This window comes from Tritonibacter aquimaris (assembly GCF_009617595.1).
Taxonomy (GTDB): domain Bacteria; phylum Pseudomonadota; class Alphaproteobacteria; order Rhodobacterales; family Rhodobacteraceae; genus Epibacterium; species Epibacterium aquimaris.
In genome coordinates, this window is record NZ_WIXK01000008.1 from 61,821 (window position 1) to 82,144 (window position 20,324).

At 57.9% G+C, this 20,324-nt stretch carries 18 protein-coding genes; 13 read left to right on the forward strand and 5 right to left on the reverse strand.

Annotation, left to right across the window (positions count from 1 at the left end; all coding sequences use genetic code 11):
• Positions 1-777 carry an ATP-binding cassette domain-containing protein gene (locus GG681_RS14370; protein WP_153548722.1) on the forward strand — a complete coding sequence of 259 codons (777 nt, stop codon included), beginning with the start codon at positions 1-3 and terminating at the stop codon, positions 775-777.
• A 111-nt stretch (positions 778-888) separates the two neighbouring features.
• Positions 889-1,890, forward strand: a complete 1,002-nt coding sequence (locus GG681_RS14375; RefSeq protein WP_153548723.1) for a LacI family DNA-binding transcriptional regulator — start codon at positions 889-891, stop codon at positions 1,888-1,890.
• Positions 1,891-1,957: 67 nt separating this feature from the next.
• Here GG681_RS14375 and GG681_RS14380 read toward each other — a convergent pair whose 3' ends face one another.
• From GG681_RS14380 to GG681_RS14390, 3 genes are read right to left on the reverse strand one after another with little or no spacing between them, the layout of a single operon-like run.
• Complete coding sequence (locus GG681_RS14380; protein WP_153548724.1) at positions 1,958-3,091, reverse strand: Gfo/Idh/MocA family protein; 1,134 nt, start codon at positions 3,089-3,091, stop codon at positions 1,958-1,960.
• A gap of 11 nt (positions 3,092-3,102) precedes the next feature.
• Positions 3,103-3,990, reverse strand: a complete 888-nt coding sequence (locus tag GG681_RS14385; protein ID WP_153548725.1) for a TIM barrel protein — start codon at positions 3,988-3,990, stop codon at positions 3,103-3,105.
• A 12-nt stretch (positions 3,991-4,002) separates the two neighbouring features.
• A complete protein-coding gene (locus GG681_RS14390) occupies positions 4,003-5,100 on the reverse strand; it encodes a Gfo/Idh/MocA family protein (RefSeq protein ID WP_153548726.1) in 1,098 nt (365 codons plus the stop codon).
• A gap of 135 nt (positions 5,101-5,235) precedes the next feature.
• Here GG681_RS14390 and iolD point away from each other — a divergent pair, with 135 nt between their 5' ends.
• From iolD to ahpF, 8 genes are all read left to right on the forward strand, one after another.
• On the forward strand, positions 5,236-7,101 hold the full coding sequence (gene iolD / locus GG681_RS14395; protein WP_153548727.1) for a 3D-(3,5/4)-trihydroxycyclohexane-1,2-dione acylhydrolase (decyclizing): 1,866 nt from the start codon (positions 5,236-5,238) through the stop codon (positions 7,099-7,101).
• Positions 7,101-8,081 (forward strand): 5-dehydro-2-deoxygluconokinase, encoded by a 981-nt coding sequence (gene iolC, locus GG681_RS14400; RefSeq protein WP_153548728.1) that lies wholly within the window; start codon positions 7,101-7,103, stop codon positions 8,079-8,081. Before iolD ends, iolC begins: the two co-directional genes overlap by 1 nt.
• Positions 8,082-8,093: 12 nt before the next feature.
• Positions 8,094-8,951, forward strand: a complete 858-nt coding sequence (locus GG681_RS14405) for a 5-deoxy-glucuronate isomerase (RefSeq protein ID WP_153548729.1) — start codon at positions 8,094-8,096, stop codon at positions 8,949-8,951.
• Positions 8,948-9,781, forward strand: a complete 834-nt coding sequence (locus GG681_RS14410) for a class II fructose-bisphosphate aldolase (protein ID WP_153548730.1) — start codon at positions 8,948-8,950, stop codon at positions 9,779-9,781. Before GG681_RS14405 ends, GG681_RS14410 begins: the two co-directional genes overlap by 4 nt.
• Positions 9,778-10,764, forward strand: coding sequence for an inositol 2-dehydrogenase (gene iolG / locus GG681_RS14415; protein WP_153548731.1), 987 nt, complete (start codon positions 9,778-9,780; stop codon positions 10,762-10,764). Before GG681_RS14410 ends, iolG begins: the two co-directional genes overlap by 4 nt.
• 270 nt (positions 10,765-11,034) lie before the next feature.
• Positions 11,035-11,940: a LysR substrate-binding domain-containing protein gene (locus GG681_RS14420; protein WP_153548732.1), complete on the forward strand. Its 906-nt coding sequence runs from the start codon at positions 11,035-11,037 to the stop codon at positions 11,938-11,940.
• Positions 11,941-12,126: 186 nt separating this feature from the next.
• The gene (ahpC, locus tag GG681_RS14425) at positions 12,127-12,690 is read left to right on the forward strand and encodes an alkyl hydroperoxide reductase subunit C (RefSeq protein ID WP_328593402.1); all 564 of its coding nucleotides are present in this window, start codon (positions 12,127-12,129) and stop codon (positions 12,688-12,690) included.
• 117 nt (positions 12,691-12,807) lie between these two features.
• The gene (ahpF, locus tag GG681_RS14430) at positions 12,808-14,382 is read left to right on the forward strand and encodes an alkyl hydroperoxide reductase subunit F (RefSeq protein ID WP_153548734.1); all 1,575 of its coding nucleotides are present in this window, start codon (positions 12,808-12,810) and stop codon (positions 14,380-14,382) included.
• Positions 14,383-14,447: 65 nt separating this feature from the next.
• On the opposite strand, the gene GG681_RS14435 is transcribed toward ahpF, so the two are convergent.
• Positions 14,448-15,494, reverse strand: a complete 1,047-nt coding sequence (locus tag GG681_RS14435) for a helix-turn-helix domain-containing protein (protein WP_153548735.1) — start codon at positions 15,492-15,494, stop codon at positions 14,448-14,450.
• A gap of 112 nt (positions 15,495-15,606) precedes the next feature.
• Here GG681_RS14435 and GG681_RS14440 point away from each other — a divergent pair, with 112 nt between their 5' ends.
• The 3 genes from GG681_RS14440 (at position 15,607) to hglS (ending at position 19,235) form a co-directional block, all read left to right on the forward strand.
• A complete protein-coding gene (locus tag GG681_RS14440; protein WP_153548736.1) occupies positions 15,607-16,620 on the forward strand; it encodes an alpha/beta hydrolase family protein in 1,014 nt (337 codons plus the stop codon).
• 221 nt (positions 16,621-16,841) lie between these two features.
• Positions 16,842-17,780 (forward strand): LysR substrate-binding domain-containing protein, encoded by a 939-nt coding sequence (locus GG681_RS14445; protein ID WP_153548737.1) that lies wholly within the window; start codon positions 16,842-16,844, stop codon positions 17,778-17,780.
• Between the two features lie 75 nt (positions 17,781-17,855).
• A complete protein-coding gene (gene hglS, locus GG681_RS14450) occupies positions 17,856-19,235 on the forward strand; it encodes a 2-oxoadipate dioxygenase/decarboxylase HglS (RefSeq protein WP_153548738.1) in 1,380 nt (459 codons plus the stop codon).
• A gap of 160 nt (positions 19,236-19,395) precedes the next feature.
• Here hglS and purU read toward each other — a convergent pair whose 3' ends face one another.
• Complete coding sequence (gene purU, locus GG681_RS14455; RefSeq protein ID WP_153548739.1) at positions 19,396-20,280, reverse strand: formyltetrahydrofolate deformylase; 885 nt, start codon at positions 20,278-20,280, stop codon at positions 19,396-19,398.
• Between the last annotated feature and the right edge of the window lie 44 nt (positions 20,281-20,324).

A 20,324-nucleotide genomic window follows, 5' to 3' on the forward strand; every position in this document is an offset into this window, starting at 1 on the left:
ATGAGCGATATCATTCTGGAAACCCGCGGCCTGACCAAACACTACGGTGGTGTACACGCGCTTAACGATGCCAACTTCGTGCTGCGCAAGGGCGAACATGTGGCGATCATGGGTGACAACGGGGCGGGCAAATCCACCTTCGTGCGCCAGATCACCGGGGTTGAACAACCCACCAGCGGCTCCATCATCTTTGATGGCCAAGAGGTGAATTTTGCAGGCCCTCTGGATGCGCGCGAAGCTGGGATCGAAACCGTGTTCCAAACGCTTGCGCTGGCCGATGATCTGGATGTGCCGGACAACCTGTTTTTGGGTCGTGAGATCACCAAATTCAACTGGCTCGGCCCGTTTCGGATCTTGGATTACAAGGCCATGCGCGAAGCCACCCTTGAAGGGTTGCAACGCACAGCGGTGAAAATCCCCAATATTCGCAACACCATCCAGAACATGTCCGGGGGGCAGCGCCAATGTGTGGCCATTGCCCGCACCGCGACCTTTGCCTCGAAACTGGCAATCATGGATGAACCGACCGCTGCGTTGGGGGTGCAGGAAACCGCACAGGTGGAAAACATCGTGCGCACCCTGAAAGAGGCGGGTGAGCCGCTGATCCTGATCAGCCACAACATGCGGCAGGTGATGGATCTGGTGGATCGGATCGTGGTGTTCAGGCGCGGCCGAATTGTGGCCGATCTGCGCAAGGAAGAAACCGATGGCCAGGACGTGGTCGCCTATATCACCGGCGCCAAGACCCAGCCGGAATTTGATATCGAAACCACCTGATTTTGCGGTAATGCGGCAGGGCCACGGGCCTTGCCGCTTTTATTTTATGGTGCTTTCACCGATTCCTTCTTGGCGCTATATCCGATCGGGACGCATCTGAAAGGTTCTTCATTGCCTGTAACACTGAAAGAAGTTGCTGCGCTTGCCGGGGTATCCCGTTCGGCTGTCTCACGCTGTTTTACCGAAGGCGCTTCGGTTTCTCCGGCCACGCGCGCAAAAATCCAAAAGGCCGCAGACCAGCTGGGTTACCGACCTAATGCACTCGCTTCATCCCTGACCACCGGGCGCACCAAGCTCATCGGCCTCGTCAGCAACAACTTTCACAACCCGATCTTTCTAGAGGTGTTTGACCTCTTCACCCGCGCGCTTCAGGAGCGTGAGCTGCGACCCCTCTTGGTCAACCTCTCAGATGAAAGCGATCCGCAGGCCTCGCTGCGTCTGCTGCAGCAATATTCCGTAGATGCGGTGATTGTGGCCTCATCAACCCTACCCATCAGCTTTGCCGAAAGCTTTCATGTGGCAGGCGTTCCGGTGGTTCATAGCTTTGGACGCCACACGGATAACCCCCAGGTGAATGTGGTAGGCATCGACAACAAAGAAGCCGGGCGCATCGCAGCCAAGGCTCTGCTGGCACGGGGGTATAAACATATCGCCATGCTGGCAGGTCCACAGCAGGCAACCTCAACCGAGGATCGCCTGTTTGGCTTTCTGGATGCGTTGAAATCCGAAGAGGGCATCAAGGTCACCACGTCCTTTGCCGCCAGCTATTCCTATGATGCGGGCTGGGAAGAAATGCAGCGCCTGCTTGCTGCAGGAGACATCGCTGATGGCTATTTCTGCGGTGATGACGTGCTCTCCATCGGGGCGCTGTCCGCATTGCATGCAGCGGGTAAACGCGTGCCCGAAGACGTGGGGCTGATCGGGCTCAACGATATGGAAATGGCGCGCTGGCGCAATATCGACCTCACCACCATTCGCCAACCAATCCCTGAGGTGGTACGTCTCTCGGTTGAGATGGTGTGCCAGATGCTAGAAGATCAAGACCTGCCTGTTCAGGCCCATCTGCTGCCGTCCGAGCTGGTAGAGCGCGGCACCCTGCCTGCGCTTTCCTGATCGGGCTCAGATGTAGGTGGCAAACATGTTCAAGCGGCCCAGATAGAGCCGCTTGAAGAGGTATTTATCAGCGTAGCAGCGCCGGGCGCGCATCAACCCACGCCCCGCCAGAGCGCGCAGATTCAACACAGTAATGCACCGCCGCCATAGAACGCAGACCATCGGTCGCAGTTGGGAACGCCCCGTGCGCCTGGCCACGGATTGCGGCTGCGAGATCCACATAGATGTTGGCCACAGCCATCGGGAAGCCCTCTGGGTGGGCGATCGCAACACGCGACAGACGCCCCGCCTCATCCGAAAGCCCGCCTTCACCTTTTTCCATGATCTGAGTGCGGCCACCCAGCGGAGTATAGTAAACTTGGTTGGGTTGCTCCGCATGCCAGCGCAGACCACCGGTTTCGCCAAATACCTGAATTTCAAACCCGTGCTGACGACCAATCGCCACCGAAGAGGTCCACAGACGGCCCACGGTGCCGCCTTCCATGCGGAAGTTGACCATTGCGTCATCTTCCAGTTCACGGCTGGCAATGGTTGAGGCGAAATCGGCCGAAACCTCTTTGACCTCATCACCGGCAATGAAACTGGCCATATGCATTGCGTGGATGCCGCAATCGGCGAACTGGCCGGACACACCCGCCATTGCCGGATCATAGCGCCAGCGCACCCGTGGATTATCCGCATCACCTGCGTCACCGTGGTGGCCGTGGCTAAAGTTCGCCACAATCACCCGCACCTTGCCAATTTCGCCATTGGCCACCATCTGGCGCATTTCACGCACCATCGGATAGGCGGAATAGCAATAGTTCACCGCGCAGATTTTGCCGCTGGATTTGGCGATTTTTACAATCTCCTCACCCTCTTCAACCGTCATGGTCATCGGCTTTTCGCACAGCACGTTAAAGCCCGCTTCCAGGAAGGATTTGGTGATCTCGAAATGGGTCGAGTTCGGCGTCGCCACCGTCACCAGATCAATACGATCATCGCGACCCTTTTCACCCGCCAGCATCTCCTGCCAATTGCCATAGGCACGGTCTGCTGCCACGCCCAGACGCTGGGCGTAATCACGCCCGCGTTGCGCGTCATGATCCAGCGCGCCAGCTGCCAATACAAAATTGCCATCCGCCTGCGCGCCCATACGGTGGGCCGGCCCGATCTGGCTGCCTTCGCCGCCGCCAATCATACCCCAGTTCAAACGTGTCATGATGATTCCTCTCAGAAACCGATGCTTTGCAGATATTCGCGGTTCGCTTGCGCGTCTTCGGTGGGTGTGCCTGGCAAGGTTGGATCACAATCCTGTTCAACTGTGCACCAGCCGTCAAATCCGGCCTCCAGCAGCACCTGACGCACCGCGGGGAAATCAACATCCCCCTGCCCCAGGTTGCAGAAGATCCCCTGGCCGCAGGCCTTGTAGAAATCGGTGCGGTTGGCCACCACATCAGCTTTCACATCCGGGTTGATGTCTTTGAAATGCATATAGCTGATGCGTGAGACATTGCGCTTCATAAAGGCAACCGGATCAAAGCCCGCATAGGAATGGTGGCCAGTGTCAAAACAGATTTTCAACAGGTCCTCATCCACCTCATTCAGCAGACGATCAAGCTCGGGCTCAAAATCCATAAAGCCCGCAGCATGGGCGTGAATGCCCACGGTCAGCCCGTGATCCACACCGATCTTGGCTGCTTCCTGAATACGGTCGCGGAAGGCAATCCATTCCGCCTTGTCCATCTGCTCTGCCTCATCGGCACGCCCGGCCGTGGGGGCGCGGCGCGGTGAGATCGAATCAATCAGCACCAGGTGTTTTGCATTATGAGCCTGAAGCGCCTTACAGGTCCGCACGGTGCCATCCAGCACATCATCCCAGGCGGATGCGTCGTGGAACGGGCGGAACACCACGCCACCAATCAGCTCCAGATCAAACTCATCCAGCGCTTCTTTCAGCTCTGCCGGATCTTCGGGCATAAAGCCAACCGGCCCCAGCTCGATACCCTTATAGCCCGCCTCGGCGCAGTCCTTCAGCACTGAACGCCAGGTGGGGTTGCGCGGATCATCCGCAAATTCCACGCCCCAGCTGCAGGGCGCATTGCCAATCAAAATGGTCATTCTCAGGTATCCTTAGTCAGAGATAACATCTTGCCAGCGCCCGCTTTCAGCAGAACGCAAAGCCGCATCGGTCACTTCGATCACGGCCAGGCCATCTTCGAAGGTGGGCCAAAGGTTTTCACCGCGATGAATCGCCGTCAGAAAATCCTTGGCCTCGATAGTGATCTGATCCTGGTAACCAGTGCCATGCCCCGGCCCCAGACAGAAAGGTTCGTAATCCGGGTGGGCAGGCCCGGTCAGGATCTTGGTGTAGCCGCGCGCAGCCTCTGGGCCTTCCGCGCGATACAGCCACAGGGCATTTTGATCTTCCTGATCAAACTTGATGCTGCCCTTGGTTCCAAAGATTTCATAAGCATAGCCCATTTTGCGCCCGGTCGCGACGCGTGAAGAAAACAAATGCCCCATGACGCCGTTTTTGAACCGACACATCATCTGCACCTGGTCATCATTGGTGACGGTGCCGCCGGGGCGATCACGATGCACGGTTTCAACCTCAGCCATCACCCGTTCAATCGGACCCATCAACGCCAGCGCCATATTGAACAGATGCGGCGCCAGATCGCCGATGCAACCATTGGCGATACCATCAGTACGCCAGTTCACCGGAAGCGTGGGATCAGCCAGGAAATCTTCGGCGTTTTCGCCGCGAAACCAGGTCACATCCCCAATCGCACCCTCGGCCAGCAGCTTGCGCGCATATTGAGTCGCCGGGGTGCGGATGTAGTTATAGCCAACCATATTGATATGACCGCACGCCGCCTGAACCATAGCCTGCGCATCCTCAAGCGAGGCCCCCATGGGTTTTTCGCAAAACACAGGCTTACCTTTTGCAAAGGCCGCTTCGGCAATCTCGCGATGATACGCCTGCGGCGTCGCGATCACCACGGCCTCGACCTCGGGATCATTGACCAGAACGCGCCAATCCGCCGTTGCCCGCCGAAAGCCAAAGCTCGCTCGGTAGCGTTCCGCAGAAGCCTCGCTTGAGGCACAGATCATCTCAAGCCGGGGGCGCAGAGGCAGGTCAAACACAGCCGCCGCCGCAGACATGGCCACAGAATGCGCCTTGCCCATATAGCCACCACCAATGATGCCAACTCCGATTTCCGTCATCCGTTCCTCCTCCTCAGAAAGCACTTGCAACCGGTTGCAAAAGTGATAGCTTCGGATTCGTTGCGACACAAGGCTCAATCTTCACACTGTGAAAGAATTCTGGCCACGACAGACGTCGCAAATCGGGAGGACTTTATGAGCGATCAAACCGTGCGACTGACTGTGGCGCAGGCAATCATTCGATATCTGGAAAACCAGTTCATCGAAATTGACGGGGAAGAGCTGCGCCTGTGCGGCGGCGGCTTTGGTATCTTTGGCCATGGCAATGTGTGCTGCCTGGGCGAGGCCCTATATAATGCGCAGGACACGCTGCCGCTGTATCGGGGCCAGAATGAACAGGGCATGGGCTTTGCCGCGGCCGCCTATGCCAAACAATGGCTGCGCCAGCGTTTTATGTTCTGCACCGCATCAGCCGGGCCCGGCACCGCAAATCTTTTGACCTCTGCCGCGCTGGCCCATGCCAACCGGCTGCCGATGCTATTGCTGTGTGGCGACGCCTTTGTCACCCGCTTGCCCGACCCTGTGTTGCAACAGCTCGAACATTTTGGCGATCCAACCTTTGGGGTGAATGATTCCTTCAAAGCCGTGTCGCGTTTCTGGGATCGTATCAGCCATCCGGCGCAAATCCTGCAATCGCTGCCCGCCGCATTGGCCACCTTGCTGGACCCGGCGGATTGTGGCCCCGCCTTTATTGGCCTGCCGCAGGATGTTCAGGGCTGGACATATGACTATCCAGTTGAATTTTTTAACAAAAAAATCCATCGCATCCGCCGCATTGCCGCTGATCTGGATGAAGTAGCCGATGCCGCAGCGGCGTTGCGCGCCGCCAAACGTCCGATGATCATTGCCGGGGGCGGGGTGCAATATTCACGCGCCGTTGCTGAGCTCACCGCCTTTGCCGAAACGCATCAGATCCCGGTGGTCGAATCCATTGCAGGGCGCGCCAACCTTGTGGCCAGCCATGATCTCAACATCGGCCCGATTGGCGTGACCGGATCTAATTCCGCCAACACAATCGCCGAAGAAGCCGATGTGATCCTCTCGGTAGGCTGCCGCCTGCAGGATTTCACCACCGGTTCCTGGACCGCCTTTGCCAAGGACGCGCAGATCATCGGCCTTAACGCCGCGCGCCACGATGCGGGCAAACACCGTTCATTGCCTGTAGTGGGCGATGCCAAACTGGGGCTGACCACCTTGGGCGCAGCGCTTGAAGGCTATAAAGCGCCCGAAAGCTGGACCGCCAAAGCCCGCGCAGAACGCGCAAAATGGGATGAATACGTCACCCAGAACACCACCCCCGGCAATGGCCCGAACTCATACGCGCAGGCCATCGGCGTGGTCAACGCGCTGTGTGATCCCCGCGACCGGGTGCTTGCCGCGGCCGGCGGGCTTCCTGCCGAAGTCACCGCCAACTGGCGCACATTGGATGTGGGCACCGTGGATGTGGAGTTTGGTTTCAGCTGCATGGGCTATGAAATCGCAGGCGGCTGGGGCGCGCGCATCGCACAGGCAGAACGCGAGCCCGATCAAGACACCATCGTCTTCTGCGGTGATGGCTCATATCTTTTGATGAACTCTGACATCTATTCATCGGTCCTGACCAATAAGAAGCTTATCCTGCTGGTGCTCGACAACGGTGGCTTTGCGGTGATCAACAAGCTGCAAAACAACACCGGCAACGAAAGTTTCAACAACCTGATCGCCGACACGCCTACGGCCACCACTCAGGTTGGGGTGGATTTTGCCGCCCACGCGGCCTCGATGGGGGCACGTACCGAAACCGTGGCAACCCCCGAAGAGCTGGGCCACGCCTTCCTGCGCGCCAAAGCCGCTGATCGCACCAGCGTGATTGTCATGAAGGTTGATGCCTATGAAGGCTGGACCAAAGAAGGCCACACCTGGTGGGAAGTGGGCACCCCCCATATCACCAACAGTGACCGCGTGCGCCAGGCCCATATCGATTGGGAAAGCAGCCGCTCCAAACAGCGAAAGGGCGTATGATGGAAGCCTTGATGAACGGCATCCGCAAAGGTCGCTTTGTGGTCTTTGGGCGTGCGGGCATGGATATGTACGCCGACCCACAGGGAACCCGTGCCGAACACGCAGATCTGTTTCGCGCCGATCTCGGCGGATCATCCGCCAATATCTGCGCGGGCCTGTGCAAACTGGGCATGCAGTCTGCACTGGTCACCTCGGTCAGTGATGACACCGTAGGGCGGTTCTGCACCAATAAATTGGCGCATTACGGGGTGGATACCCAATACATAAAGGTGCTGGGCGGCGAATACCGTGTGTCGCTTGCGGTCTATGAAAGCGTGCTGGAGGATTTCCAGCTTTGCATCTATCGCAACAATGCGGTGGATTTCCAGGTCACCGATAAAGACGTCGACCAGGTGGATTATCAAAGCTTTGGCGCATTGGTGACCGCTGGTACCGTCTTCGCGGCAGAGCCTTCGCGCAGTTCCACCTTCCGCGCCTTTGAAAATGCCCGCGCCGCCGGGCTGCCGGTGATCTTTGACATTGATTACCGCCCATACAGCTGGCCCTCGGCCGAGGTCGCCTCGGATGTGCTCACCTGCGCGGGTGAACAAAGCGATCTGATCGTTGGCAACGACGAAGAGTTCGGCTTCATGGCAGGCGACCCTTCAAAAGGGCTGGACAAAGCCCGCGAACTCGCCGCGCAAGGCAAGATGGTGATCTATAAGATGGGCGAAAAAGGCGCACTCACCATCGCAGATGGCGAAGAAATCCGCACCGGCATCTTCCCGGTCACCGCCGTCAAACCCAATGGGGCCGGCGATAGTTTTATGGCAGGTCTGCTGGCCGCCATCAGCGAAGGTCGCCCGCTGCAAGAAGCTGTGCTGCGTGGCTCTGCCTGCGCCTCCATCGTGGTGTCGCAACCGGGCTGCGCGCCCGCCATGCCCACCACCGAGCAGCTCGAAACCTTCCTCAACACCCATCCTGGCGCTACTGCCGCCTGAAAGGAACCCGCTATGCATATCGCTCCTTATGACAACCAGAACACTCCGATTGTTGACGCCGAAGACGCGCTGGTTCCGCTGAACTATTTCAACATCGTCAAACTGCGCAAAGGTGAAAGCTTCGAATACAATGTACCGGGCTATGAAACCTGCGTGGTGCCTGCAACCGGCACCGTTGATGTTGACGTAGATGGTGCAAGCTACCCGGAACTGGGCCTGCGCCGCGAAGACGTCTGGGACGCAGACCCCGAAGGCGTCTATGTGCCCGTTGGCGCCAAAGTGCGCATCACCTGCACATCAGACAGCACCGAAACCTTTATTGCCGGCGCAAAATACGACAAGGTGCTAGAGCCGTTTGACGTGCGCGCCGCCGACATTGATCTGGTACAATACGGGTCAGACGACACCAAAACCCACCGCAAAATCAAACACATCCTTGGCGCAAACCAACACGGCAAGGTCGGCCGCCTGCTGGTGTCTGAGCTCTTTACCGTTGGCGAAGGCGGCTGGTCTGGTTTCCCAAGCCACAAACACGACACCGACCGCCGTGATGAAAACGGAGAGCTGATCGAGACCCGCCACGACGAGACCTATAACTTCCGCTTTAAACCCAACTACGGTTCGGGCCTGCAGATGCTGCAGCGCGAAGAGGGCAAACCCGGTGATGCCTATCACATTGTTGATGGCTCAACCCTTTGCATCGACAAGGGCTATCACCCCTGTGCGGTACTGCCGGGCTATCAGATGTATTATTTCACCATTTTGGGCGGGCTCAGCCAGCGCAGTCTGAAACAATACTTCCAGCCCACCCACGCCGAACAGCTGCACACAATTCCCGGCATCATGGATATGGTGGCAAAATTCAAATGAGCCTCGTAACCCTAAAAGATGTCCTACAGCCCGCGCTGCAACACGGTTATGCGGTGGCGGGCATGGTCACCCTCGGCTGGGAAGACATGCGCGCCTATGTGGCCGCCGCCGAAGCCGAAAACTGCCCGCTGATTTTGCAGGCGGGCCCGGGCTGTCGCGCCCATACGCCGCTGCCGGTTCTGGGCAAGATGTTTCGCCATCTGGCAGAACAGGCCAGCGTGCCGGTGGTGGCGCATCTTGATCACGGCTACACCTATGAGGAATGCCAAGAGGCGCTCGATGCGGGCTTTACCTCGTTGATGTTTGATGGCTCGCGCAAACCGCTGGCTGAAAACATTTCTGAGACCCGGCGCGTGGTCGAACTCGCCCATGGGGCCGGGATCTCCTGCGAGGGGGAGATCGGCTTTGTGGGTTATGACGGCGGCGAAGGTTCCGCGGGCACCAACCCACAAGAGGCCGCTGAATTTGCCCGCGAAACCGGTGTGGACGCCATGGCAATTTCCGTAGGCAATATGCATCTGCAAACCGATCAAAGCGGCGGTCTGGATGAGGCGCGCATTGGGGAAATTCAGGCGCTAACCTCAGTGCCCTTGGTGATCCACGGCGGCTCTGGCGTGCCTGCAGCCCAGCGTCAGCATCTCGCCCGCACCACCAATATCTGCAAGTTCAACATCGGCACCGAATTGCGTCAGGCCTTTGGCACGGCTCTGCGTGCGGCAGTCAACAAGGATGAAACCCGCTTTGATCGGGTGGAAATCCTAAAAGACACCCACGCACCGGTCATGCAGGCGGCGCGCACGGTACTGCAAGCAATGAAGAGGCCCTCATGATCAGAATTGGACTTCTCGGCTGTGGCCGCATTGGTCAGGTACATGCCCGCGCCATCAAAGACATCGTTGATGCGCAGGTGGTTGCAGTGGCAGATGCGCTGCCTGCTGCTGCCGAAACCCTCGCACAAACCACGGGTGCCACGGTACGCAGTGCCGATCAGATTATCGCCAGCGATGATATTGATGCGGTGGTGATCGGCACCCCCACCACCACCCATTACGATCTGATCCACGCCTGCGCCCGCGCTGGCAAAGCGATCTTTTGCGAGAAACCGGTGGATCTTTCCTCTGATCGCATCCGCGACTGTATTGAGGTGGTCGAAGACAGCAAGACCCCCTTCTTCACCGCTTTTAATCGCCGCTTTGACCCAAACTTTGCCGAGGTGCAACGCCGCATTAGCGCCGGTGATATTGGCGCGGTAGAGCTTGTGACCATCCTGTCGCGCGACCCTTCCCCACCACCGGTTGACTACATCAAAACCTCCGGCGGGCTGTTCCGCGATATGATGATCCACGATCTTGATATGGCGCGTTTCCTACTCGGCGAAGAGCCTGTTTCGGTGTTTGCAGTTGGATCAGCGCTGGTAGATCCAGAAATAGGTAAAGCCGGGGATGTAGACACCGCAGCGGTCACATTGACCACCGCAAGCGGCGCGATCTGTCAGATCTCCAACTCTCGTCGTGCCACCTATGGCTATGATCAACGTATCGAAGTCCATGGTGCCAAAGGCATGCTGCGCGCCCACAACCAGCTGGAAAACACGGTTGAATTGGCCAATGCACAGGGTTTTGTGCAGGCCCCGACGCAGAATTTCTTCCTGGAACGCTACGCGCAGGCCTATATCAACGAGATGACCAGCTTTGTTGCAGCGTTGAATACCGGCACCGCGCAAAGCCCCAATATCCATGATGGGCTCAAGGCACAGCTCTTGGCTGATGCCGCTGCGCACAGTCTTGAAACCGGGCAAGCTGTTGCGCTGTAACAGGCTCTAACGCGTGCAAATCTAACACAACCGGGCAACCACTCCCCTGCCCGGCTGTGGGCCAGCCGCAGAATTCACGGTCCCCCTACCGTATTCGGGCTGGCCTCCATTTATCCACAATTCTCCCAACCCAGCGCTCGGCGGTCTGCCGATGCGTCTGCGCGGGAAAACCCAATTTCAATCACCTGTTTTTACCTCGACCCGGCACTGGCATGTCGCTATTTTGCAGCCGCTGATACTCTACATCCAGATCTGCGAAAGACCCCCACGATGAATTTGCGTGAACTCGAATATTTGATTGCGGTCTTTGAGCTGAAACACATGAGCCGCGCGGCTGAGTATTGTAATGTCAGCCAGCCCACGCTCAGCACCCAGATCAAAAAGCTGGAGCAGGAGCTGGGGGTGCAATTGTTTGAACGCACCGGCCGCCAGGTTCTTCCAACGGAAACCGGGCTTAAAATCATCGAATGTGCCCGCCGCATCATCACCGAGACGGTGACAATTAAAGAACTGGCCAAAGCCGCGCATGATCCGTTTTCCGGCTCCTACCGGCTGGGGGCTTTTCCAACCCTTGCCAGCTATCTTTTCCCCGATCTTGTACCGTTGCTGCGCCACGCCATGCCAGAAACCCGCCTGGTGCTGATCGAAGAGAAATCCGAACAACTGCTGGAAAAACTGCTGAAACGTCAGATCGATGCGGCCTTCCTGACCCTCCCCATCGAGGCGGATGGTCTGGTGGTTGAACACGTGTTTGACGATCCCTTCTATGTGGCGGTCTCACCGGAAAACCCGCTGTCGCAACGGGACAATATCAACACGGCGACGCTGGCACAGGAACATTTGCTGCTGCTCGAGGAAGGCCACTGCCTGCGTGATCAGACGCTTGAATTCTGCCAATTCATGAACGCCGGTGAGGATGTGGATTTTCGCGCCACAAGCCTGGAAACCCTGCGCCAGATGGTACGCGCCAACTCTGGTGTCACCGTCATGCCGGAAATCGCCATCAACAAAGGGGACAGTGGCGACATCCGCTACCTGCCTTTTGAAGGTGGGGAAACCTATCGCTCCATTGCCTTTGTGCGCCGCAAAAGCAGCCCCAGAGCACCGGTTTTTGATCGCATCAATGCGCAGTTGAAGATCTGGCAGAAAACACTCCAGCCCCCCACATCGCCTTAAACGGCACCACCTTCATAGCTCACATCTATCAATTAGATAGAAACAATCACTTTGATATATTGATTCAACCCCGGTATCGCCTCCCCATCGGAAGCGCTCATACCTGTTTGGCACAGTGGCTTCCTGCTCAAACATGAAACGGCAAGCTCCTGTTTTGCCTTTAAAATCAAGCGAAAGAGAGACAACGTGTCTTTGATCAACACTGCCATCAAACCCTTCAAAGCAACCGCATTTAAAAACGGTCAATTTGTCGACATCACCGAAGCCGACGTTGCTGGCAAATGGGCGATTTTCTTCTTTTATCCTGCTGATTTCACCTTTGTCTGCCCCACCGAGCTGGAAGATCTGCAAAACGAATACGCCACGCTGAAAGAGCTCGGCGCCGAGGTCTATTCCGTCTCGACCGACACACATTTCTCCCACAAGGCGTGGCATGCAACGTCGCCCGCGATTGGCAAAATCCAATACTACATGGTGGGCGATCAGACCGGCACCATCACCCGCAACTTTGATGTGATGCGCGAAAACGAAGGTCTGGCGGATCGCGGCACCTTTGTTGTTGATCCCGATGGCATCATCCAGATCATGGAAACCACCTGCGAAGGTGTTGGCCGCAACGCATCCGAGCTGGTGCGCAAGCTGAAAGCAGCAATCTACATTCGCAACAACCCCGGTGAGGTTTGCCCGGCAAAATGGGAAGAAGGCGAAGCCGTTCTGGCCCCCTCCCTTGACCTCGTAGGCAAAATCTAAAGCGGCAACAGCCCTTTAACGCCCCGCCTGCCCTGGCAGGTGGGGCACCTCCGCGCCCCATCGCCGTTAAAGACACATTAAGTCGCAAAAACCCGCTGTTTTGCGAAAGGAATCCCTATGCTTGATCAAAATCTTAAAACGCAATTGAGTGCCTATCTGAAAAACCTGCGCCGCCCGCTGGAACTGGTTGCCTCGCTTGATGACGGCAAAGCCTCCAAGGATATGGAAGCGCTGCTGAACGATATTGCCGAAACCTCTGATCAGGTGCGCTGGTCGCACAGTTCTCAGGGCGGCGGTCAGGATCGGGTCCCCTCTTTTGCCATCACCAGCCCCGAAGCCGATGCCAAAGTCAGCTTTGCGGGTCTGCCGCTGGGTCATGAATTTACTTCACTTGTGCTGGCGCTTTTGCATGTGGGTGGTCACCCGCCAAAAATCGATGATGCCACCATCGCCCAGATCAAGGCGCTGAAAGGCCCCTATGATTTTGAAGTCTTCTTTTCCTTGTCCTGCCAGAACTGCCCCGATGTGGTGCAGGGCCTGAACACAATTGCCGCGCTCAATCCCAAGGTCAAAGTGACCTCAATCGATGGCTCGCTGTTTCGCGAAGAAGTGGAAGCGCGCGAAATCATGTCGGTGCCGGTGGTGTTTTTGAATGGCGAACCCTTTGCCTCTGGCCGGATGGAGATCGAACAGGTCCTCGCCAAACTCGACACGGGCTCTGATGAACGCGCCGCCAAAGAAATCGCCGCTAAAGACCCGTTTGACGTTTTGGTTGTTGGTGGTGGCCCAGCCGGTGCGGCCGCAGGCATCTATGCCGCGCGCAAAGGCATTCGCACTGGTATCGCAGCGCAGCAGTTTGGCGGCCAGGTGCTGGAAACTCTGGCGATTGAGAACCTGATTTCTGTGCCCCATACCGAAGGGCCAAAACTCGCGCAGGCGCTGGAAACCCATGTGGGTGAATATGACGTTGATGTCATGAACCTGCAGACCGCCACCAAACTGATCCCGGCCCCTGCCGCAGGTGGGTTGCACACGATTGAACTGGCCAATGGTGCCAGCGTGCAGTCCAAAACCCTGATCCTCTCCACCGGGGCACGCTGGCGCCAGCTTGGTGTGCCGGGTGAAGAGAACTACCGCAACAAAGGTGTGGCCTATTGCCCGCACTGCGATGGCCCGTTGTTCAAAGGCAAGCGCGTTGCGGTTGTTGGTGGCGGCAACTCTGGCGTTGAGGCAGCCATTGATCTGGCGGGTATTGTGGCCCATGTGACCTTGTTGGAGTTTGACAGCAAGCTGCGCGCTGATGCGGTGTTGCAAACCAAACTGCGCAGCCTCCCCAATGTGGAGATCATCACCAACGCCATGACCACCGAAGTCAAAGGCGATGGCAAACGCGTCACCGGGCTCACCTATAAAGAGCGCACCAGCGATGCAGCCAAAGACATCGCCCTTGAAGGTGTGTTTGTGCAAATCGGTCTGGTGCCAAACACCGAATGGCTCAACGGTGCGATTGATCTGTCGGAACGGGGTGAAATTATCACCGATCTGCGCGGTGAAACCTCGCTGCCGGGGGTTTTTGCTGCCGGGGATGCTACGATCACGCCCTATAAGCAGATCATCATCTCAATGGGGGAAGGGGCCAAAGCAGCGCTGTCAGCCTTTGACTATCTCATCCGTATGAACCCCGACGCATAAAGACAGTTGAAACCCGGCGTGCTGATCACCGGGTTTCGACCCTAACACAGCGTTTATCTGCAGTTTCACGAACCCGTTGAAATTCCGCCCGCCATCCGTGTCACGTTAGAGGTCTCGCCTCGCCGCCACTGGCTTGGCGATACACCTGTTTCGCGCAAAAACGCGCGATTGAAATTGGATTTTGTATTGAAGCCGCTGTCCAGCATTGCAGCGGTCACACTGGCCCCCTGTTCGATCCTGCTGCACGCATGGCGAACCCGCCAGGAATTGATATAGCGTGACACATTGGCACCCGTTGCACGATTGACCGCCATAGACAGGCGTTTTTCAGGCAGATGCAGCCGACGGGCCAGCCGCGCCAGGGTCAGGTTGGGATCCAGATGCAGCGGCTCACGCGTTAAAAACACTTCCAAACTTTTGATAATCTCGATGTCTTCCTGGCTTGTTTGCCGCGGCGCTTGCGGCGTGGCTTGCCCCTCATCACTGGCCTCAACCCCCGGTGCACCACTGGCCGAGGGGCTGCCGCTCAACACGCCCAAAAGCAAAAGCGCCAGCGAAGAGGAAATCGTGATCAGCCAGTTGGCCCACTCCGCATTGTTGGTCAGAAATGCCACCACAATCAGCACATCACTTAGGGCCGAACCAATCAGCGCCCAGCCCAAAACCTGCCAAAGCATCGCAGGCACCCGCCCTGCCTCAAGCCGGGCCAGCGGCATGTCAGAGCCCGCGCGCAGCTGCAACAAAAGCGCCCCGCCGTAGCCCGCAAAAACAAGCGGAACAACAAAATCGATCGTCTCGGGAGCAAAGACGCGGCAAAACAGGGTAAAGGCCGGGGCCACCGCATGCACCAGCATTGCCCGCAACGACATCCGCCTGACCAGCGCATCTTGAAAACTGATCCAAGCCAGCGGCGGCACCAATGTGGCGCTCACCGGTAAGATGGGCTGCAATTCGATAATGCCATACCCCCCGACCAAGGCAACAAGCAGCGACTGAACCGCGCAGGCGAACAAAAACAACACCAGAAACAGCCTGCCCTCTGACAGGGCGGTGCGGATCGCAAGATAGCCAAGAACAAGGGCAACAAAGGCAGGGATCGGAATCATGGGCATGGGGCGACTATTGTCCAAAAACCGGATTGTGACGACCTGAATCCCGAAAACAGGACGCCACACTCCGCAGTTTTCTCCATCGCTTGGACATCGTTCACCTATGGAGGTTCCTATGAAACGTCTCGCTCTTGGCGCATTGTTCACCCTATGCGCGGCTTTGCCCGCCGTCGCCGATATGTTGCCCGGCTATGACCGTTTTGATCTGAAAGCCGCGCATCGCGCCCGGCCCATCGCCGCGTCAATCTGGTATCCGGCCGCAAACCCAACCTACCCGGCCCCGGTGGGGGACGGGCCGATTTTTGATCCTAGCCTTGCCTTCATCGGCCCAGCCGTCGCTGCAGGAAAACACCCGCTGGTGCTGTTGTCACACGGGTCTGGCGGCAATGCGGATGCTCTGGGCTGGCTCAGCAGCGCGCTGGTGGCACGTGGTGCGATTGTGCTTGCGGTCAATCATCCCGGCTCTACCAGCGGTGACAGCTCGCCGCGCAGATCCGTCGATCTTGCGGCGCGGGCAAATGATCTCTCCGCCGCGCTTGATATGGCGCTTGCAGATCCGGCCTTTGCCCCGTTCATCGATGAAAACCACATTGGGGTTGTCGGGTTCTCGCTGGGCGGTGCAACCGCGCTTGGCCTTGCGGGGGTGCGTTTCAACGGCGCGGCTCAGGATGCAAACTGCGCAACCGGCCCCGACGCGGCGGACTGCGTTTTCTTCCATCTCGGTGGGGTCCGCTTTGCCGACCACCCGGGCTTTGCCAGCAACATGCGCGATCTGCGCATCAACGGTGCGGTGATCATTGATCCCGGTTTTGGCGGCGCGGTTGATCCCGCAAGCCTCAATCAGGCCATCTCAGGCATAACATTGATCAACCTTGGTGACGCAGACCGCCTTGGCGCGGCGGATGTCGGCCCCAATGGCAACGGGCTCGCAAACCGCCTGCCCGACACCACCTATGTTGAAATCAGCCCGGCAAATCATTTCACCTTTCTCGCCACCTGCAAACCTAACGCGGCACAGATGCTCGCGGACTATGGTGACGATCCCATCTGCACCGACCCCAAAGACACCGATCGCGCCTCCGTTCACACGCAGCTGATTGATGTAATCGCAGCCGGGTTTGGCCTATAACCACAACCTCCTTCCCCGCCTTAGGAGGAGACCACCCACAATGCACCATTCTGGCGGCTGACCGACCTCACGTCGATGGACGCCCGTTTGCTGTGCTGATCACCGATGCCCAGGCGGGGGCGTTCAAAATTTCTCTCGTCCATACTCAGAGAGGTTTGCAGCCTGTGATACACATCCCTAATCTGTTCCTTGCTTCTCTCCACTTTGATCGCAGTATTTAAATGGACATATTCCGCCCCCGAACACAGCCCCCCAGCCTCTCGGCACTGATCTGCTTTGAGGCGGCTGCGCGCCACGAAAGCTTTACCGCCGCCGCCGAAGAGCTGGGCCTCACCCAAAGCGCCGTCAGCAAAACCATCCGCGAGCTTGAGGCAACCCTGGGCGTCCAGCTGTTTCGCCGGGTCGGGCGCGGCATCAAACTCAGCGCGGTGGGGCGCAGCTATGCCGCCGACACCACCCGCGATCTGCACAAACTTGAACACTCCCGCCATCGCGCCATGCTTTTGGGTCAGGGCAAACATCTGCTCAGGGTCGCAACCCTGCCCACATTCACCAACCTCTGGCTGGTGCCGCGCCTGCCCGAGTTTCTAAGCACCCATCCCGAAATCGAGCTTGAATTCGCCACCCGGCTGCTGCCTTTTGATCTGGGCGCAGATAGTTTTGATCTGGCGTTTCACTATGGCCTTCAAAACTGGCCCGACACCCGGATGATCCCGCTGTTTGGCGAAGAAATGTTGCCCGTTTGCACCCCTGAATTTCAGGCCGCACATGGGCTCGGCTCTCCTGCGACCATCTACAAGATGCGCCTGCTGCATATGACAAGCCGCCCGCGCGCCTGGAGCGATTGGTTCCAACACGCTGGCATCCATGCGCTGCCCCCGGCCCCCGGTCTGAGCTTTGATCAATACGGCATGGTGATCAATGCGGCCCTGTCTGGCCTGGGTGTGGCCCTGGTGCCCCGCCATATGGTCGCGCCCGAACTGCGCACAAACCAACTGATCGCGCTTGCGCCAAAGATGCCCGCCTCTGACACCGCCTATTATATCGTGCATCCCACCGGCCCCTTGAGCCAAAGCGCAAAGGCCTTTGTCAGCTGGGTGCAGGGGCTCACCGCTGAAGTGAAACCATATGGAATGAGTGCGCAACAAAAAGACAACTAATACTTATGGTTTAAATCACCTACATCTGATCAGACCCCGCGCCCCACAGCCGTTTCATCCCGTCAGGATCCCGCCATGTCTCATATCTCCGCCAATGAAATCCGCCATCAGTTTGCTCAGGCCATGTCGGCGATGTTTCGCGATGAAGTTCCCGCCTATGGCACGCTGGTGGATATGGTCGCTTCCATCAATGACACCACGCTGAAAACCAACCCAGACCTGGCCGAACGCCTTGTGGCCACCGATGGGATTGACCGGCTGAACGATGAACGCCACGGCGCAATCCGGGTGGGCACCGGGGCCGAACTCAGCATGCTGCGCCGGATGTTTGCGGTGATGGGGATGCAGCCGGTTGGCTATTACGATCTCTCGGTCGCGGGCATCCCGGTGCATTCCACCGCCTTCCGCCCGGTTTCGGCCGAGGCCCTGGCCCATAACCCCTTTCGCATTTTCACCTCATTGCTGCGCATTGACCTGATTGCGGATGCTGATCTGCGCCAGATCGCCCGTGATCTGCTCGCCAATCGCAACATTTTCACCGACCGCGCGGTTGCGCTGATCCAACAGGCCGAAACCGCCGGTGGGCTGACACAGGCTGAGGCGGATGAATTTGTCACCGAAGCGCTGGAAACCTTCCGCTGGCATTCCAACGCCCAGGTGGATCAGGCCACCTTTGAACGCCTGTTGGCGCAGCACCGGCTGATCGCGGATGTGGTCTGTTTCAAAGGCCCCCATATCAACCATCTCACCCCGCGCACCCTCGATATCGACACGGTGCAGACCGACATGCCCAAACGGGGCATCACCGCCAAAGCCGTGGTCGAAGGCCCCCCCAGCCGCGCTTGCCCGATCCTGCTGCGCCAGACCTCATTCAAGGCGCTGACCGAAGCGGTGCGGTTCAAACAGGGCGACAGCTGGATCGATGGCCACCACACCGCCCGCTTTGGCGAAATCGAACAGCGCGGGGTGGCGCTGACACCCAAGGGTCGCGCGCTTTATGATGCATTGCTCAACAATGTTCGCGCCCGTGTCACCCCCGCGCCCGATGGCTCCAACGCCGATGAATACACCGCGGTGCTGGCAGAAGAATTTGCCGCCTTCCCCGATGACTGGGCCAAAATCCGCGCGCAAGAATTAGGCTATTTCCACTATTTCCCCAAAAATCCCGGCGCGGATCCGGTCTCGATCCAATCGCTGGAAGACGCCATCAGCAAGGGGCTGATCGATTTTGCCCCGCTCACCTATGAAGACTTCCTGCCGGTCTCAGCTGCCGGTATCTTTCAGTCAAACCTAGGCGATGATGATGTGGCCACCCCGGAAGGCAACGCAAATCAAACCCTGTTTGAACAGGAACTCGGCGCACCGGTGCTGGATCCCTTTGCCCATTACGCCGGGCTTGAGCAGCGCTCGATTGATGCAAGCCTCGCGCTGCTTGCCCGCCCCACAACGGCCTGACACACTCCTCAGCTTCGCGGTGCGCAAACACAAACCGCCCAAAGCATGCTCTGGGCGGTTCATTTCGTCTCTAATGCAGGGCAATCAGGGCCAGCGGGCGATCAAACGCGCCCGGTTCACGGCATCAGGAATTTCTAATACCACCCGCGCCCCGCAGGATTTAGCCCATTTTTTCGCTGGAGAAACTGCCGGGGCTTGCGGGGAAGACCACGGTTTTAGTACCGTTCAGAAACACCCGATGGTGCACATGGGCGTGGATGGCGCGTGAAAGCACCTGGCTTTCCACATCGCGCCCCAACGACACGTAATCTGACGCTGACTGCGCGTGATTGATGCGCACGATGTCTTGTTCGATGATCGGGCCTTCATCCAGATCCGCCGTCACATAATGTGAGGTGGCACCAATCAGTTTCACCCCTTTCTCAAACGCCTGTTTGTATGGGTTTGCGCCTTTGAACGACGGCAGGAAGGAATGGTGGATATTGATGATGCGGCCCGACATCTTCTGGCACATTTCATCGGACAGGATCTGCATATAGCGCGCCAATACGATCAATTCCGCACCGGTGTCTTCCACCACCCGCATGATCGCGGCTTCGGCCTCGGGTTTGTTTTCCTTGGTCACTTTGATGCAGTGGAACGGAATATCCTGGTTCACCACAACCTTTTGATAATCCATATGGTTTGAGATCACCGCCACCACTTCGATCGGCAGTGCCCCGATGCGGGCACGATAGAGCAGATCGTTGAGGCAATGACCAAAACGGCTGACCATAATGATGACTTTCATCTTCTCGGCCTCATCGTGGAAGGCCCAGGTCATCTCAAACTGTTCGGCCACAGCGGCAAAATCCGCCTGCAGCTCCTCAAGGCGCGCACCGGTTTCCGCAGCAAAGCTGATGCGCATGAAAAACTGCCCGGTCTCGCCATCGTCATATTGCGACGCATCCGAAATATTGCAGCCGTGATCGGCCAGAAAGTTTGAAACAGCAGCCACAACCCCGCGGGTTGAAGTGCAGGTGACGGTGAGACAGAATTTTTGCATGATGTCCTCAGGAGAAAGAGCTGACGGCACCCAAAGCGCCGCCA

What these genes read in the sequence shown, in the direction of transcription:
- GG681_RS14435 (WP_153548735.1), bottom strand. Translation starts at nt 15,494, where the DNA reads ATGCCCATGATTCCGATCCCTGCCTTTGTTGCCCTTGTTCTTGGCTAT.
- iolD (WP_153548727.1), top strand. Translation starts at nt 5,236, where the DNA reads ATGAGCGATCAAACCGTGCGACTGACTGTGGCGCAGGCAATCATTCGA.
- GG681_RS14440 (WP_153548736.1), top strand. Translation starts at nt 15,607, where the DNA reads ATGAAACGTCTCGCTCTTGGCGCATTGTTCACCCTATGCGCGGCTTTG.
- GG681_RS14385 (WP_153548725.1), bottom strand. Translation starts at nt 3,990, where the DNA reads ATGACCATTTTGATTGGCAATGCGCCCTGCAGCTGGGGCGTGGAATTT.
- GG681_RS14370 (WP_153548722.1), top strand. Translation starts at nt 1, where the DNA reads ATGAGCGATATCATTCTGGAAACCCGCGGCCTGACCAAACACTACGGT.
- GG681_RS14405 (WP_153548729.1), top strand. Translation starts at nt 8,094, where the DNA reads ATGCATATCGCTCCTTATGACAACCAGAACACTCCGATTGTTGACGCC.
- iolG (WP_153548731.1), top strand. Translation starts at nt 9,778, where the DNA reads ATGATCAGAATTGGACTTCTCGGCTGTGGCCGCATTGGTCAGGTACAT.
- purU (WP_153548739.1), bottom strand. Translation starts at nt 20,280, where the DNA reads ATGCAAAAATTCTGTCTCACCGTCACCTGCACTTCAACCCGCGGGGTT.
- ahpF (WP_153548734.1), top strand. Translation starts at nt 12,808, where the DNA reads ATGCTTGATCAAAATCTTAAAACGCAATTGAGTGCCTATCTGAAAAAC.
- GG681_RS14445 (WP_153548737.1), top strand. Translation starts at nt 16,842, where the DNA reads ATGGACATATTCCGCCCCCGAACACAGCCCCCCAGCCTCTCGGCACTG.
- iolC (WP_153548728.1), top strand. Translation starts at nt 7,101, where the DNA reads ATGGAAGCCTTGATGAACGGCATCCGCAAAGGTCGCTTTGTGGTCTTT.
- GG681_RS14390 (WP_153548726.1), bottom strand. Translation starts at nt 5,100, where the DNA reads ATGACGGAAATCGGAGTTGGCATCATTGGTGGTGGCTATATGGGCAAG.
- GG681_RS14420 (WP_153548732.1), top strand. Translation starts at nt 11,035, where the DNA reads ATGAATTTGCGTGAACTCGAATATTTGATTGCGGTCTTTGAGCTGAAA.
- GG681_RS14380 (WP_153548724.1), bottom strand. Translation starts at nt 3,091, where the DNA reads ATGACACGTTTGAACTGGGGTATGATTGGCGGCGGCGAAGGCAGCCAG.
- GG681_RS14410 (WP_153548730.1), top strand. Translation starts at nt 8,948, where the DNA reads ATGAGCCTCGTAACCCTAAAAGATGTCCTACAGCCCGCGCTGCAACAC.
- hglS (WP_153548738.1), top strand. Translation starts at nt 17,856, where the DNA reads ATGTCTCATATCTCCGCCAATGAAATCCGCCATCAGTTTGCTCAGGCC.